The 16,726-nt window shown below is 39.4% G+C and carries 15 protein-coding genes, 1 pseudogene and 1 CRISPR repeat array (1 of these 17 running past the window's edge); of the genes and pseudogenes, 1 reads left to right on the plus strand and 15 read right to left on the minus strand.

From position 1 onward, the window contains the following. Positions 1–20: 20 nt before the first annotated feature. The 12 genes and pseudogenes from ACWPVL_RS01090 to pcrA form a co-directional block, all read right to left on the minus strand. Positions 21–800, minus strand: a complete 780-nt coding sequence (locus ACWPVL_RS01090; RefSeq protein WP_045499465.1) for a glycosyltransferase family 2 protein — start codon at positions 798–800, stop codon at positions 21–23. Next, positions 790–1,149: a DUF2304 domain-containing protein gene (locus ACWPVL_RS01095; protein WP_454386310.1), complete on the minus strand. Its 360-nt coding sequence runs from the start codon at positions 1,147–1,149 to the stop codon at positions 790–792. The genes ACWPVL_RS01090 and ACWPVL_RS01095 overlap by 11 nt, the downstream gene beginning before the upstream one ends. Beyond that, complete coding sequence (locus tag ACWPVL_RS01100) at positions 1,149–1,865, minus strand: glycosyltransferase family 2 protein (RefSeq protein WP_045499460.1); 717 nt, start codon at positions 1,863–1,865, stop codon at positions 1,149–1,151. The genes ACWPVL_RS01095 and ACWPVL_RS01100 overlap by 1 nt, the downstream gene beginning before the upstream one ends. Further along, entirely contained in the window at positions 1,862–2,833 is a 972-nt protein-coding gene (locus ACWPVL_RS01105) for a glycosyltransferase family 2 protein (protein WP_454386312.1), read from the minus strand. The genes ACWPVL_RS01100 and ACWPVL_RS01105 overlap by 4 nt, the downstream gene beginning before the upstream one ends. Positions 2,834–2,859: 26 nt before the next feature. Further along, a complete protein-coding gene (locus ACWPVL_RS01110) occupies positions 2,860–3,807 on the minus strand; it encodes a glycosyltransferase family 2 protein (RefSeq protein ID WP_454386314.1) in 948 nt (315 codons plus the stop codon). 7 nt (positions 3,808–3,814) lie between these two features. Next, positions 3,815–5,089, minus strand: a complete 1,275-nt coding sequence (locus ACWPVL_RS01115; protein WP_454386815.1) for a lipopolysaccharide biosynthesis protein — start codon at positions 5,087–5,089, stop codon at positions 3,815–3,817. Between the two features lie 71 nt (positions 5,090–5,160). Further along, positions 5,161–6,015, minus strand: a complete 855-nt coding sequence (gene rfbD, locus ACWPVL_RS01120) for a dTDP-4-dehydrorhamnose reductase (protein WP_454386316.1) — start codon at positions 6,013–6,015, stop codon at positions 5,161–5,163. Positions 6,016–6,291: 276 nt separating this feature from the next. After that, positions 6,292–7,774: pseudogene (locus ACWPVL_RS01125) on the minus strand (glucosyltransferase domain-containing protein). Continuing rightward, the gene (locus ACWPVL_RS01130) at positions 7,771–8,697 is read right to left on the minus strand and encodes a glycosyltransferase family 2 protein (RefSeq protein ID WP_454386318.1); all 927 of its coding nucleotides are present in this window, start codon (positions 8,695–8,697) and stop codon (positions 7,771–7,773) included. Before ACWPVL_RS01130 ends, ACWPVL_RS01125 begins: the two are co-directional and overlap by 4 nt. A gap of 98 nt (positions 8,698–8,795) precedes the next feature. Next, positions 8,796–10,076 carry an O-acetylhomoserine aminocarboxypropyltransferase/cysteine synthase family protein gene (locus tag ACWPVL_RS01135; RefSeq protein ID WP_454386320.1) on the minus strand — a complete coding sequence of 427 codons (1,281 nt, stop codon included), beginning with the start codon at positions 10,074–10,076 and terminating at the stop codon, positions 8,796–8,798. A 98-nt stretch (positions 10,077–10,174) separates the two neighbouring features. Continuing rightward, positions 10,175–10,573, minus strand: coding sequence for an NUDIX hydrolase (locus ACWPVL_RS01140; RefSeq protein WP_454386322.1), 399 nt, complete (start codon positions 10,571–10,573; stop codon positions 10,175–10,177). Then, positions 10,570–12,858 (minus strand): DNA helicase PcrA, encoded by a 2,289-nt coding sequence (gene pcrA, locus ACWPVL_RS01145; RefSeq protein WP_454386324.1) that lies wholly within the window; start codon positions 12,856–12,858, stop codon positions 10,570–10,572. The genes ACWPVL_RS01140 and pcrA overlap by 4 nt, the downstream gene beginning before the upstream one ends. Before the next feature lie 146 nt (positions 12,859–13,004). On the opposite strand from pcrA, the gene ACWPVL_RS01150 reads away from it, so the two are divergent. Further along, positions 13,005–14,195 (plus strand): cation diffusion facilitator family transporter, encoded by a 1,191-nt coding sequence (locus tag ACWPVL_RS01150; RefSeq protein ID WP_454386326.1) that lies wholly within the window; start codon positions 13,005–13,007, stop codon positions 14,193–14,195. Positions 14,196–14,202: 7 nt separating this feature from the next. Here ACWPVL_RS01150 and ACWPVL_RS01155 read toward each other — a convergent pair whose 3' ends face one another. The 3 genes from ACWPVL_RS01155 to ACWPVL_RS01165 are packed head-to-tail and all read right to left on the minus strand — an operon-like array spanning position 14,203 to position 16,342. Continuing rightward, positions 14,203–15,051 (minus strand): amino acid ABC transporter substrate-binding protein, encoded by an 849-nt coding sequence (locus ACWPVL_RS01155; protein WP_454386328.1) that lies wholly within the window; start codon positions 15,049–15,051, stop codon positions 14,203–14,205. A gap of 11 nt (positions 15,052–15,062) precedes the next feature. Further along, positions 15,063–15,692, minus strand: coding sequence for an amino acid ABC transporter ATP-binding protein (locus ACWPVL_RS01160; RefSeq protein WP_454386330.1), 630 nt, complete (start codon positions 15,690–15,692; stop codon positions 15,063–15,065). 8 nt (positions 15,693–15,700) lie between these two features. Continuing rightward, a complete protein-coding gene (locus tag ACWPVL_RS01165) occupies positions 15,701–16,342 on the minus strand; it encodes an amino acid ABC transporter permease (protein WP_125447566.1) in 642 nt (213 codons plus the stop codon). A gap of 310 nt (positions 16,343–16,652) precedes the next feature. Further along, a CRISPR array of direct repeats spans positions 16,653–16,726; the repeat unit is 32 nt (it continues 2,392 nt past the right edge of the window).

Consider the following 16,726-nt stretch of genomic DNA (forward strand, 5'->3'; position numbering starts at 1 on the left):
CTTCCTTGTAAATAACTCTATTAATTTGAGTTGGCATCTTGACTCTTCATATATGCTTTGTTTATCAGATTAGCCACCCACTTAGGCCAGAAAAGCTGATACATGAACAAATCTTCTTTGGTCCTAGTATTATCTGAAATAGTCTTGGTTGTTTCCGACTCTCCATGAATCCGGTGGCACATGAGTTTCTCAGAAATATAAGCAAATCGCCCCTTATAATCACTAATCTTGTACCAAGCATACCAATCCAGACTCACGCGCATTTCCTCATCAAATCGAAAATCCCTTAATGCCTCTAAATTGTAAGTCACAGCCGGACAGGAAATGGGATTGCCAAAAGCTAGAACCCGATTTCTCCAAAAACGACTGGATGGCATTAGGTTCAAGGTTTTAAGCATGAGAGTCTTGATTTTCAAATTAGTATTAGCTGGAATCTTGACTCCATTTTTCTCTTCAAAATAGTCTGTATAAGCAATGAGAATGTCTTTAGACTGCTCTATTTTTTGCATCACTGCTTCTAGATAAGTAGGTTCATAATAGTCGTCTTGGTGGGCAATGGTAGCATAAGAAGTCTCAGCAAAAGAGAGTGCATTATTCCAGTCCTTACCGATACCGCCGCCTTCTTTCGTATAAAAAGGAATTTGATACTTCTGGCAAAGCTGCTTGATTGAATCCAGCGGTGTTGAACTATAACAGATAATCTTTGATGACAAGGTTTGATCTTGCAGAGACAGGATGCAAGCTTCTAAGAATTCACTTTCGCCATAGGCACAAATCACCCAAGTATGGTTATTTTTCATCTTTTTCACTCTCTAACTTAGACATTTTTTGCTTCATAATGGACAGTTCTTGCACCAACTGCTTGATTTGTTCCTTTTGCTTGGAAATGGAAATAGTATGTAAAAAAACAATAACCAGCAAGAAAAAAATGGCCAAGGACATCACAAAGTTTGATGTCAGCTCAAAGCCCAACAATTTGGCAATAGAAACTGGAATCCGATCAAAAACAGAGATAATAATCAGCACGAAGCCAATAACAATCCACATAAAGGCTTGCTCAAACAAAATATTATTTTGATTGATATTCCGAAAGACAAAATACAGGAATAGAACTGAAGCCACTAGCATAACAATAGACAAAATGGACATTATTCACTCTCTTTCATAAAAGCAGCAATCAAGATTGAAGAGCAAACTTCAATCATATAGCGAATGGACTTAATCGGAGTAATCGATGAGACTCCTCCTGCACGTTCAAACATATTGGCTGGTGCTTCCACCACTTTATATTTCCGCTTCAAGATATGGACGATTGATTCTGGTTCAGGGTACTTGATAGGATAGCGCGCAGCGAATTGTCGAATAATGTCTCGATTGGCCAAACGATAGCCTGATGTGGTATCCAGAATCCTTTTACCAGTTGTTAATTTAATAAAGGCTGAGATAATAGTAATGCCAAATCGCCGCATAAAAGTCGTCTGAAATTCTGAAGACTTGTCACCGATAAAACGAGAACCAACAACCAAATCCGCCTGCTGACGACGAATAGGCTCCAGCAAAGCATCCAGCGACTCAATATCATGTTGACCATCTCCATCAAACTGTACGGCCACATCATAATTATTCTCAAGAGCATACTTATAGCCGGTCTGAACAGCTCCTCCAATCCCTAAATTCATAACCAAATGAATAGCATTCAGATGATGGTTGTCCAAAATCTCCTTGGTTCTGTCAACTGACCCATCATTGATAACTACGTAGTCTAAGTCAAAATCAACTTTCTTCCGATATTCTACAATGCTCATAACCGTATTTAAAATACTTTCTTCCTCATTATAAGCAGGAATTATCATTAAAACTTTCAATTATCTTTCTTCCCTTTACAATAAATTTTAGCAAATAATGGAACTAACCTTAACTTCTCCAAGCTCAAAAAAACAATAAGTGAAATTTTAGTCTGAAACCTTTCTCCCTGAACCTTCTTAGACAAGGGAGAGATGGTGCTGATGAGTTTATTCTCTTTTAACCATTCCTTAATCCTAATATACTGATGAATAAACTCCTGATTGGATGAGGTTCTCCCAGAAAACAGCAAATACCAAACATAATATCTTTTCAAGTAATATACTTCTAGCTCAGATGGATTCCCCAGCTCTAATATTTTTGAAAAAAGAACCAAAATATCAATTTTAGGAGAAAAACCTCTCTGAGAGGTGTTAGAAACACTCTGATTATTGTAATACCAATTATATCCTTTATAGTCTAACAATCCTATTTTATCTGTTGTCTTGTAGGCAGCTAGGTTAAAAATGATATCTTCTCCTATACCATAGTCAAAAAATTCTAGATTGTTCGTTTTCAAGAACTCCGTCCGATAGATTTTGGCCCAAGGAGCCATTATAATATACTTAGACCACTCTGACTGCTGTATATCTTGACTAAAGATAATCTGGTTATCCTGATTGACACGTTTGTACCCACCAATAACTAAGTCTAGCTTTTTCTCATGGATAGCCTGATAAAAAGTTTCAAGGTAATCACTATCAACAAAATCATCATTATCCATGAACATAGTATAGTCTCCCTCAGCTAGAAGAATCCCTTTATTTCTAGTTACTGCTACTCCTTCATTTTGTTTGTCAATTACTCTTACAAAACTATACTTCAATTCATATTCTTTCAAAATATTTAAAGAATTATCTTTTGAACCATCGTTCAGAAGAATGATTTCAAAATTCTTAAACGATTGGTTCAACAGAGAATCTACACAGCGTTTAATCCCGTCTTGTGCATTATAAACTGGAATAATAACTGAAATGGCTGGTTTAGACATATTTTTCCTTTCATAACTAATCCACTCTATTTATAAAACTTTAATAAAACAGGAAATAGCTTTATTGAAAATTTTAGCCCCAATAAATTGGCTAATAGACCTGTTAATTTAAATGCTCGGTTCTCTATATACTTTGCATACTTTAGCAAATACTTATACTGATAAAGCAACTCTTTAATTTTAAAATTATCAATGTATTGATTTACATAAGGTAATATAGAAATATATGAGATTGCAAAATAGATATTTAAAGCTTTTTGAATTTCAACTGAATAGTTTTTAAAGTCAGAAAGTCCCGTCCTGATTCCTTCAAGAGTGTCTTGAACATTTTTTTCTTTCACGACATTAGTCAAACTTCCTTTGCGGTTCTGTCGATACATGTATTGAGTACTATTAAGAATTGAAAATTTCTTTGTCATTTTTAAGATCTGAGAACAATATAAACTATCCTCAGATACCATTCCCTCTGGAAATTTCAGGCCGTTTTGAAATAATTTTTTCGATACACATTTATTCCAATTTGGACCATTAAATATTCCAAAGCAAGTAGCTTTTAAAATATTTTCCTCAAACATAGATATAGGGAAATCTAAAATTCTATCATCATAAAAATAACTGTAGCCAAAAACGATAACATCATCAATGCATTCTGTAGTTATTTCATCAAGTTGATTCAAAAAGTGCTGATCACTCCAAAAGTCATCACCATCTAAAAACAATAAGTACTCTCCCCGAGCAGACTCAATACCTGTATTTCTTGCTTTTGAAGCTCCACCATTTGTTTGATTTAACACCCTTACTTTATTGGTATTCCCCACAGACAATTTATCAGCGACTATTGCAGTAGTGTCAGTTGACCCATCATTTATGATTAAAATTTCATAATCTTTAAATTCTTGAATTAAGACACTCTTAACACATTTTTCTAAATAATCCGCCACATTATAGGCAGGTATAATAATTGAAAATTTCATAAGTTCCTTATTTTTTCCTTCTCAAAAAAGTATATGGATTCGTCATAAAATAAATAATTAGCGAGACACTCAACCAAGCAATCATAGAGATAAGGAAAGACAAAGAGGCTCCAAAAATTCCGTATTGGGATACCAGTGGCTCAGCTGTAAGAATGGATACAAGATATCCCGCTAAGAATGAAATGACTAAATAATGATGTTTTCTAAAAACAGTTAAAATATTATCACATACTGTAGAAAACGTACTAGCAATGCCACCCAACAACAGTATAAAGAAACTCATTTGATATTGATTCAGATTGGTTCCATAAACAATATTTAAAACAGGTATGGCAGCAAGAGCTCCAACAATAGAAATTAATATACTTGTTCCCCATAAAATCTTAAATAAATTATTTTTATACGTAATAAAATGAGAAATTTTATTCTCTTCCTTGAAAATTGCTAGCTGTGTAATCATTGGGCGTAAAAAAACAATCATTAGATTCATTGCAAAAATTGGAGTGAATAAAATACTAAAGTCTCTCTGTACTCCCGCTTCAATCAATCCCCTATTAAAAATGTCGTTTAATGCATACTTAGGTTGGTTATAGATCGAAACTAATAGAAAAGCATTTATAAATAAAGGTAAGCAGTCCTTTAAAATACTATAAATATCTTTGAATTTTACTGTAGAGATATTAATACGATGAAACAACTTAGATTTTGGAAAATCAAAAAAAAGAACTACAATGAAAGAGGTGAGTGTTTGAAAAACAATAGATAAAAGAAGATTTTTAGAAAATAATAACAGAACAGCAAATGTTATTGTTGAAATTATATTTCTAAAAAATAATGATTGTCCAGCTATATCTAATCGTTCTTTCTGTTGGAACAAGCCTTGAAACACATCCGATAGCGCCTCACTAACTCTAAAAAATGATACCCAAAATATAATCCAAAAATTTTCATAAGTCGAAGGATTTAAAATTAAATAACCTAACAAAATTAGTATCATTAAAATATTAGTTAGAAATCTAGTAGTCAAATATGCATCAAAAGAATATTTTTCTTTAATATCCGTTGCTTGAAAATCTCGTACTTGAAACCCTGCAACAATAACTAGCAAATTTGCAATTGCGTAAGCAAAGCTATAAAGATCAGCTGATTCACTAGATAAGGTGCGAGTAACTATAAATAATAAAATAACAGATACAGCTGCTGAAGATAAACTCCCGAGCATATTCCAAAAGAAAATTTTTGGCAATGATCGTACTTTCAATTTGATAGAACTCTCTTTCAATGTAAATAAAACTATACCCAATTATACCATAAATTCCCCTTAAAAAAAGCAACCGCAAGGTTGCTCAATGTTTATTTTCTTACTTCCTGCTTGTAAAACTCTTTCAAAGCATCCTGCCAAGTTGGAATGACAAATCCTGTAGCCTTGGCCTTGGCCAAACTCATAGTTGAGTTGAAAGGTCGCTTAGCCTTGGCTGGGAACTTGCTAGAATCAACCGGTTGAACTTCCACATCCGTATCTTTGAGAATTTCCACGGCAAAGTCATACCAAGTTGTGTCCTCTGATGCGTCATTAGACAGATGGTAATAACCAAATTCCTTTTGATTTTCAGCCAGATAGGTCATAAATTCAGCCAGCGTACGAGTCCAAGTTGGACGGCCATGCTGATCATTAACTACGGTCAGAGTTTTATGTGTCTTAGCAAGATTTTGCATGGTAAAGACAAAGTTTTTACCGTAGTTGCCAAAGACCCAGGCAGTACGGATAATGTAGAAACGACTAGAATATTTCTCAACTAGCTCCTCGCCCATGCGCTTGGTACGACCATACTCGGTCTGTGGATCTGGTAGATCGTCTACTTCCCATTCCTCTCCGACAGGCTTTTGTCCGTCAAAGACATAGTCTGTTGAGATGTAGACCAAGGTTGCTCCGTGTGCTTCTGCAGCTTTTGCCACATTTTCGGTCCCGGTCACATTGATGGCATAGTCCAGCTCTTTTCCTTCGTCCTCAGCCGCATCAACTGCAGTATAGGCTGCGCAGTGATAAACCAAGCTTGGCTTGACTTCCACAAAGACCTTGTCCACCATTTGGGCATTGGTAATATCCATTTCTGCCACATCAACAGCCACATACTCCTCATTGCGCTCATCCAAAAGATAGCGGAGTTCTGTACCCAGCTGTCCATTTGCACCTGTAATTAAAATCATTTGTCTTTCCTTTCAGATCATAAAAATTCGATGAATTTATTATACCAAAAAAAGCAGAAAAAATCTGCTCGATCGAATCATTATCGGAAAATCTCTTCAGTTGGAACACTAAAGAATAGTTTCTTGTTCCTTTTGATACTCTGTTATATAAATGCTACAATAATCCGCAAGTAATAATGAATACACTTATCATCAAATGCAATAGAGTATAGAGAAATCTACAGTATACAAATAAAATTAAAGTTTTCTTCATTCTCCTATAAGACAGGAAATATTCTATTTCATGATAACAAATAATTCATTGTTTTTAAGATAGATATTATATAACTTTGTTTCCTCAAGTAATGTATACTTTTCACTACTAAAATCCAAATTAGAAGTATCAATTAATTTGAAGTCGACATTTAAGTTAGTTATACTATTAAATCTCATCGTCATATCCCAAGACACATTCGTATTTGGCATAATCAAACTTTTTAATATTGGATAAACAGAAGCTGTATTACTAAATACTGGAGAATCAGAAAGAAATCGATTCACATTAATAACTGTTTTTTCTGGTTCAACATACTTATTCAGGGAGGAGGCTAGCAATATGCTCTGCGATTTGAACATATCATTTTGTTGTTTCAAACTGCTCACGTAAACAAAAGAGAAAGAGAGGAAATAGAAAACTAATAATCCAGAAACGAGAGACTTAATCCCATGTAGAATCTTACTCTTTTCAATACACTCTAAGCTAACAATTAAGATAATTGCTAAAAAAATACCGTAACCATATTCATATCTTGGCCTCATAAGATAATAAGGATTAGACAAAATCAAATAAGTTCCATAACTAAATACACTTCCTAAAATTAACCAGATCAGCATATAAATAAAGTTTAAAACAGACTTTGTTTTTGATAAGCGAACCACACTAATAGTCAAGAGAAGTATAGCAATTATACTTAGTAAGATCCAGATAGTTGAACTTTGTAAAAATATATTTTTCAAATATCCCTTAGCATTCAAAACGATTATTTTAAGAATTCCTAATCCCTTTGGAATATTAGCTTGATCGACAAAAATGGGAGGCTTAATAAAAATTTGTATACGATATAAAACCAATCCAACCATATAAGACAAGATTGAAATAACAATTTTAGGAATTTCTTCTTTAAACCGACTTCCTTGCAATAATTCTAAAAATATTAGCGTCATGGTTACCATAATGTACACTCCTGAAGAAGCTTGGTAGGAATTGCACATTAAAAATATACCAACAACTGACGTGATTCCAAATATTTTTTATTATCCCAGAAAATAAACGGAATGATTGAAACCAATATACTTAAAGTCATAAAGGGATTATCAAACCTAAAGCTTAATGGTTCTAAAAACCATGGGTTAATTCCTATAATGGTTGAAGCACATGCAGTTACAAAAGTTATCTTATTTTAGGATATAAGACAAATAATAAAACCAAGCTAGCAAGAGATAGAAGACAAGCTGATAGAATATGAGTAGTTAATCCTAAATCTGTCAGATGCTTCCCACCTTGTATTAAACGAGCAGAATACTCACTTAAATATCTTGAATAATGCTCAGAAAATCCTGAATAACCTTGTAATTGTCTTCCGATATCATCAATGTAAGGATATTCAGCCAAACCAATATTTATATTGACAATCGAATAAATAATAAAAATTAAAAGTGCAGAAAATTTATTTAAAAGAAAATAATTTTTAAAATCTGAAAAACGGTTTTTGAAAATCACTTACTCTTCTCCTTAATCACATAAATTGGTCGTTTCTTGGTTTCCATGAAGATTTTTCCGATGTATTTACCTAGGATACCGATGGTCAACAGCTGGAAACCTCCGAGAAGGAGGATGACGGTCATGAGGGACGGCCAGCCAGATGTCGGGTCCCCAAAAACCAAGGTACGGATAATAATTACCGCCATCAGGATAAAGGCTAAAATCCAAGACAGGATGCCCCCTAAAAAGGCGATGTTGAGCGGTGCATCAGAGAAATTGACGATACCTTCCAAAGAATAGTTGAAGAGGGACCAGAAATTCCAAGAGGTCTTGCCAGCCACTCGTTCAACATTTTTGTATTCCAAGTATTCGGTATTGAAGCCTACCCAGGCAAAAATTCCCTTGGAGAAACGATTGTACTCTGAAACTTCCAGAATAGCGTCTACCATTGGGCGGCGCATCAGTCGGAAGTCACGTGCACCATCTACCATCTCGACTTGGCTAATCTTGTTAATCAACTTGTAAAACAAATTGGCAAAAAAGCTTCGGATTGGCGGCTCTCCCTCGCGAGTAGTCCGACGGGTCCCCACACAGTCCAGCTCGGGATTCGTGTCCAGTATTGCTTTCATCTCAATCAGAAGCTCGGGCGGATCCTGCAAATCTACATCCATGACCGTCACTAAATCTCCACTCGCCTCTTGCAAACCAGCATAAAGTGCTGCTTCTTTTCCGAAATTGCGAGAAAAGGACAAATAATTCACATCTGGACAGCGACTGCTGAGCTCACGCAAAACAGCCAAGGTCCGGTCCGTCGATCCGTCATTGACAAAAATATATTCAAACTGGTCACGGATTTGATATTTGATCGCTTCCATAGCCTCATGAAACAGAGGAATAGATTCTTCTTCATTGAAGCACGGAACAATCACTGAAATTGTCATATTGATTACCTGCTATTTTTTAATATCTTTCATTATACCAAAAAACTAGGCGAAAACCTAGTTTAAATCATATTTACTCTGTCTAGAAATATTAAAAATCAAATAGATTCCAAGGCTATTCTCAAATCCTCTATCAAGTCATCCACGTTTTCTAGGCCGATAGAGAGTCGGATTTGATTTGGTGTAATGCCTGCTGCCAGCTGAGCCTCTGGCGACATCTGACCATGAGTCGTTGTAGCTGGATGGACGACCAGGGACTTAGCATCAGCTACATTGGCCAAGTCGGAGAAAATCTCTAGGCCGTCAATAACCTTACGAGCTTCTTTCTCCCCACCTTTGACATTAAAGGTGAAGATAGAGCCCACGCCTTTAGGGAAATATTTTTCTGCCAAAGCGTGGTAAGGACTGTCAGCAAGCTTGGGATAATTTACCTGCTCAACCTTGGGATGTCCCGCTAGGAAATCTACAATCTTCTCCGCATTGGACACATGGCGCTCTACTCGCAAAGAGAGAGTTTCCAAACCCTGCAGGAAGAGAAAAGCATTGAAGGGGGACATGGCTGCGCCCGTATCGCGCAAGAGCTGAGTCCGCACAGCAGTGACAAAGGCTGCTGCTCCGACATCGCGCGTATAGCTGATGTCGTGATAGCTCGGGTCTGGGTCAACGAACTGCGGAAACTTGCCAGAAGCTTCCCAGTCAAATTGACCACTGTCCACAATCACACCTCCGATGCTGGTTCCGTGACCACCAATAAACTTGGTCGCAGAATGCACCGCAATGTCCACACCATGAGAAAAAACATTGATCAGATATGGTGTAGCAAAGGTATTGTCGGAAATCAGCGGAATTTTATGGGCATGAACCAGCTCTGCTAAAGCATCAAAATCAGGAATATTAATCAGCGGATTGCCCAAACTTTCAATCAGAACCAACTTTGTATTGTCCTGAATGGCTGCTTCTACTTCAGCCAGATTTTCAATATCGACAAAAGTCGTGGTAATGCCATAGCGAGGCAGGGTTTCCTTGAGCAGATTAAAGGTGCCACCATAGATAGTGGAAGCTGCCACTACATGGTCGCCAGCATGCGCCAAGGCTAGAATGGTGTAGGTAAGGGCCGCCATACCAGAAGCTGTTGCTAGAGCTCCGACTCCACCTTCCAAAGCCGCAATCCGCTCCTCAAAAGCAGACAGGGTCGGATTGGTAATCCGAGTGTAGATATTTCCCGGTTTGCGCAGGGCAAAGAGATCTTCTCCCTCTTGAGTATCGTCAAACACATAGGAAGTTGTCTGGTAAATAGGCAGAGCGCGCGACTTTGTTGTCGGGTCCACTGTTTGTCCGGCATGAAGTTGCAGGGTTTCAAATTTAAATTCACGTGTCATAAGGTCACCTCACTATAGTTATGTGATAAGTCTACCACTAAACGCCTCACTTGACTAATAGAATTTCCTTATCAAAAGAAATAAAGAGAAGCTATATCTTATAGCTTCTCAGATATAATCTCAAAAGTCGCTTGATTGCTGGGCCAGTACAACTGCGACGAAACTTTGTCTAAAGCTATCCACTGAGCTCCCACATGCTCATCAGAAATCCGGATTTCCTTCTGTTCTGTCAGAACTAGAAAGAGATCTTTGTGGATGGTCAGATTTTCATCAATCTTTACCGTAAAATCTCCAAGACTAGTCAGATTTGAACAAGCTAAGAGCAAGCCGGTCTCTTCTTTTATTTCACGAAGACAGGCTTCTTCTGGACTCTCACCACTCTCAATCCCACCAGTAATGGGCTGCCAAAAGGAAACTTTCTCAGCTTCCACTTTCAATAGCAAGATTTCTCCATCCTCTGGATGGTAGATCCAGGCTTCAATCGACCGCCTCATCATGATTTTTTCTCAATCGGTGCTATGCTGGCCAGCACTTTCTTCAGACCAACTTCTGGGAAATTAATCTTGAGCTCTTGACTGTTTCCGCTACCAGAGACTGCCAGAACAGTCCCATCGCCCCATTTCTTGTGGTGGGCAATATCTCCAATAGCCCAAGCAACTTCCGGCTTAGATAGCTGGTTCTGACCGCTCTTGCCAAAAGGCAGGCTGCCTGTAGAAATCGAACTTGGTGCTGCCTGACGTTTCCGCTCTTGTAGAGCCTGGGCCAGACTCATGCCCTGACCGAATTTGCTAGTATCGCTGTTGGTATAACTAACCTTAAAGGAGCTGTTGGCTGGTCGAGCCAGTCCCTGATAGTTTAGCAAGTCTGAACTGATTTCTCTCAAGAAGCGAGTCGGCTGATTGTAGTTGGTACGACCATAAAGCAGACGGGAATTGGCATTGGTCAGATAGAGAATTTTTTCTGCTCGGGTGATACCGACATAGGCCAGACGGCGCTCCTCTTCCAGCTCATCCTCATCTTCAGATGCTCGGCTCAGAGGGAAGACATTTTCCTCCATACCAACCAGAAAAACGACTGGAAATTCCAATCCCTTGGCTGCGTGGAGGGTCATCAGAGTTACTTCAGAACTCTCCTGATCTCCGTCGTCTGTGTCTGCGATCAAGGCTAAGTCATTGAGAAAACGGCTGAGCTTGTCCAGACCTGTCTCATCAGTAGGATTGTCTGGATTTTCGTCAAAGTTCTTGGTTACAGACAGGAATTCTTCAATATTTTCAATCCGTGCTTGGCTTTCCAAGGTTGCTTGAGCTGCCAAAGCGGCTGAGTAACCTGTTTTTTTCAGAACAAGCTCGACTAGTTCAGTCACGCTATAGTCATCCAAACGATCCCGCAAGTCGAGTATCAGATTGGCAAACTCATAAACTGCCTGAGCCGCCTTACCCTTGACTGGCGAAAGCATGATATTGGCTGACGCATCCAGCAAAGAGATTTCTTGAGTAGCCGCAAAATTCCGAATCTTGTCTACCGTTCCTGGTCCGACACCACGCTTAGGCTCATTGACCACGCGCTCATAGCTGATATTGTCGCTAGGATTAGCAATGAGATTGAGATAAGAAATGACATCGCGGATTTCCTTGCGGCTGTAGAACTTAGTGCCGCCCACCATGGTGTAGGGAATATTGGCCTTGAGCAGGGCTTCCTCCACCGTCCGTGACTGGGCATTGGTCCGGTAAAGAACTGCAAAATCCTTATGACTGTATCCTTCTCGGCTCAGCTGATCAATAGTTCGGGCGACAAAGAGAGCCTCGTCCTGCTCGTCATTAGCACGATAGTAGACAATTTCCTCACCGTCTTCGTTTTGGGTCCAGAGATTTTTAGGACGGCGGTTGCGGTTGTTTCGGATGACTTCATTAGCCGCCTGAAGGATGGTCTTAGTCGAGCGATAGTTTTCTTCAAGCAAAACAACTTTGGCTTCTGGATAATCCTTTTCAAAGTCTAGGATATTCTGCATATCGGCTCCCCGCCAGCCATAGATAGACTGGTCAGCATCTCCGACCACACAGATATTCTTAAAGCGAGAAGACAAGAGTTTGACCAGCTGGTACTGGGCGTGGTTGGTATCTTGATACTCGTCTACATGGATGTACTGGTAACGTTGCTGGTAGTAGGTCAGGACATCTGGATTCTGGTCAAAAAGCCGCAGGGTCAGCATGATCAAGTCATCAAAGTCCATGGCCTCAGACTGGCGCAATTCTTTCTGATAGGCTGTGTAACACTTAGCCACAATCTCTGTATACATATCACCAGCTAGATTTGCATAGGCCACCTCGTCAATCAGGTCGTTCTTGGCATTGGAAATGGTCCCTAGAATGGCGCGCTCATTCCACTTTTTAGGATCCAGATTGAGGTTTTTGAGAATCCGTTTCATCAAAGTCCGCTGCTCTCCTGGATCAACAATGGTGAAGTTGCGGTTGTAGCCAATATGATCTGCTTCTCGTCGCAAAATGCGCACACACATGGAGTGGAAGGTAGCGATTAAGCAATCTTGGGTGGCTGGATTGAGCGCTGCTGCTCGTTCTTTCATCTCCCGCGCCGCCTTATTGGTAAAGGTAATGGCTAGGATATTCCAAGGATTGACCAGCTTTTCATCAATCAAATAGGCGATGCGGTGGGTCAAGACACGAGTCTTTCCTGAACCAGCCCCCGCCATAATCAACAAGGGGCCTTCTGTCGTCTGGACCGCTTCGGCCTGACGGTCATTCATACCGTTTAATAAGGGATTCATCTTCTATCCTTTCAATATAACATCAAACTGAAAATCAATGCTTCCATTATATCAAAATTCGAGCGAATTTGTTATCGAAAAGGCAACTACCTCATTTGAAATCCAAGTGTGAAAAAGTTATAATAATAGTTTAGAAAGGGGCAACCATGAACAATCATCCAAGCGACAATCTCAAACTTGCCGAACGAGGCGCTCTCCTAGCAATTGCCACCTACATTGGCCTATCCATTACAAAAATCATTGCAGGTGCAGCACTAACATCCTCCAGTTTGACAGCAGACGGTTTCAACAACGTCTCCGATATCGTTGCCAATCTAGCGGTCCTAATCGGCCTACGCATGGCGCGAAAACCAGCGGATAAGGACCACCGCTTTGGCCATTGGAAGATTGAAGATTTGGCCAGTCTGATTACCTCTTTTATCATGTTTTTTGTCGGCTTCAATGTCCTCATTGATACGGCTCAAAAAATCATTAACAAGGAAGAAACCTTGATTGATCCTGTGGGTGCTGTTGTAGGGATTGTATCGGCCATCATCATGTTTGGTGTCTATCTTTACAATAAAAATCTAGCCAAAAGAGTGAAATCCAAAGCTCTGGATGCGGCCGCCAAGGACAATCTCTCGGATGCTATCACTTCTCTGGGCACTTCTGTTGCCATTATTGCCAGCTCCCTGAAATTCCCTATCGTTGATAAGCTAGCAGCCATCGTTATTACGTTTTTCATTCTAAAAACAGCCTATGATATCTTTATAGAGTCCTCCTTCAGCCTGTCAGATGGCTTTGATCAAGACCTTTTAGACGATTACAAGCGCGCTATCCTGGAAATTCCTAAAATCACACGCGTCAAATCCCAGCGTGGCCGGACCTATGGTAGCAATATCTATCTGGATATTATACTGGAAATGAATCCCGACCTCTCCGTCTTTGAAAGTCATGAAATCGCTGATCAGGTAGAGGATATGCTCAAGGAAGACTTTGGCGTCTTCGACATTGATATTCATATTGAGCCAGCTCCGATTCCTGAAGATGAGATTCTGGATAATGTTTATCAAAAGCTCCTGATGCGTGAGCAATTAGTCGACCAAGGTAGTCAATTGGATGCACTTCTTTCTTCTGATTTTGTCTACATTTCCCAAGATGGTTGCCAGCTAAACAAAGAGGAATTTCAACTAGAGAGAGCCCAAACTTCTCCTATCAAAAATTTAGAAATTACATCCGTCAGCCAAAAAACCAAGCTGATTCGCTATCAAATCGGGGAGGTCATCCATACTAGCCTCTGGCGCCGCCACGAAGTCTGGCAAAATATCTTCCACCAAGAAACACGAAAAAACAACTAGTTTTCTGCTAGTTGTTTTTATATGCTTTCACTTGGTCTGTCGCAATATCCTCTCCAAACCACTTTTCAGCGATTTTCTGAAATTTTCCCTCTTGATATAATTTTCCAAAAGCAGTATTTACTTTTTCAACTAAAGTACGGTCCGCCTTTCTAGCCCCGACCGCAAAGTCCTCGCTCTCAAATCCAACGGAAAAGACTGAATACTGATCTAAAATTCCTTCTTCTGTCAGATAATAATTGGCATAGACGCGGTCAATCAAGAGACCATCAATCCGGTCGTTTTGCAAGTCAATCAGCGCCTCGTTAAAGCTCTGATACTGAGTCGCTGTATGATTTTTAACAATGGTTTTCAAAATTTCAGGATTGCTTTCAAACGCTACGTAGCCAGAAGATCCTGCTTGAGCACCCAATACTTTTCCTACCATATCACTGGCCTGTGAGATATGAGAGGATTTTTTGCTGACCAAAACCTGCTCATTTTTCATATAAGGAATGGTAAATTCTACCTTTTCTCTTCTCTCATCCGTCGCGGAGTAGCCATTCCAGATAAGGTCAATCGTGCCGTTGGTCAACTCTGTTTCTTTCATATCCCAATCAATCGGCTGCCATTTCACCTTAATTCCATATTCCTCAAAAACAGCATTGGCCAAATCAATGTCAAAGCCTGCATAAGTGCCATCTTTTTGCTCAAATCCCATAGGGACAAAGGTATTATCAAAACCAATTGTAATCTGTTTTTTCTCCTCATACTTGCTCCAGTTATCCAAGCTGGGATCGCTGACATTGGAACTACAAGCACCGAGCAGAAAAGTTAGGATCAAGGTCAAACAGGTCAAAAGAATATTCTTTAGTTTCATTCGGACCTCCCTTATTTTGGTGTGACTTTGAGAATAGAATCCGCAATGTTTTCCGCAAACTGCAAATCATGTGTGACTACAATTTGTGTCATCCCCATTTCCCGATTTTGGAGGATGAGTTTTTCTACTTCCAAGCGTAAGGCAGGATCCAAGGCAGAAGTCGGCTCATCATATCCGATAATTTCTGGGTTGATCATCATAGCACGAGCCAAAGCGACCCGCTGTTTTTGCCCGCCTGACAGCGAATAAGGATAGGCCTTGGCATGCTCATACAAGCCTAAACGGGCCAATAAGCCCTGCGCCTTCTCTTCAGCTTCTTCTTTGGAAATGTTCATTGTATGTATTGGTGATAAGGTCAAATTTTCCAAGACAGACAAATGAGGAAAGAGCTGAAAATCTTGAAAAACGAAGCCTAAAAGATTGCGCTTTTCAAGTTCAGTGACATCCAAAATCTCTCCATTATTAATCACTTGTCCCGAATCAATTGTCTCCAAGCCTGCCAGCATACGCAGAAGGGTCGTCTTCCCTCCACCAGAAGGTCCAACAATGGCCAATACTTGCTTTTCAGGCACAATCAAATTAAAATCCTTTAGAATCTGCTTATCACCAAATTTTGTACTAATATTTCGTAATTCTAACATAATAGCACCTACTTATAATAACTAAATTTCTTTTCGACCTGCTTAGCAACCAGCGTAGCCAGACCGATTAAGAGTAAATAAATCAAGCCTGCAACAAACATCGGTGCCAGACTTGCATCTCGGTTGGCCGCTGTACGACTGGCCAAAATCAAGTCTGAAATGCCTAAAGCATAAACCAAAGAGGTATCTTTCACCAAAGTCATGACCTCATTAAATACGCTTGGTAGCACAATTTTTACGACCTGCGGCAAAATAATCAGGCGAATCGTCTGAACTGGAGTGAATTTCAAAACTTTCGCAGCTTCATACTGTCCAGTCGGAATAGAAGAAATTCCTCCGCGGAAGATCTCCGCAAAATAAGCCGCATAGTTTAATGTAAAGGCAATAATCGCTGCAGGAATCCGATCCAGCCGAATGCCTATACTTGGCAAAACATAGTAAATAAAGATTAACTGCAATAAAAGCGGCGTCCCACGCATAATCCAAATATAAATATGAAGCAGCCATTGCAGGGGCTTCAAGCGAATTTGCATCGAAAAAGCCAGCATAATTCCCAAAGGAATCGAAAAAACCAAGACCAAAGCAAACACTTGCAAGGTAGTTGCTGCTCCACTTAGAAGACTAGGTAAAATTTCCAAAATATAGCTCATTCTCTTCCTCCTAAATAAATATTTTACCATTATAGCAGAATTTTAAAAAAATACAACCAGAAATTACAAAAAATTTATAGTAAGAAAATCGAGATCAAACAAAACTAAAATCCGACTCTCCTTTCAAGAATCGGATTTATTTGACTATGGGGAACTTCGTGTCGTTTTGGAACCATTCGAAACAGCACAGCTCTAAAACTGACAAATAACCTTCCAACCAAAAGGAGAGGTTAGCTCTTTGTTAATTACAGTGGCTTCATGAAAAAACACATTCTGGGAGGGAGCGACAGACAACAAGTCTGTCAGCCAATGCTTAATCCACGTCCCCGTGAAGGGAGCGACCGACTGTGTTGCTAGTCTCGTCAACCACCTTCTGATTTCAAT

The organism is Streptococcus sp. Marseille-Q8145 (assembly GCF_965112035.1).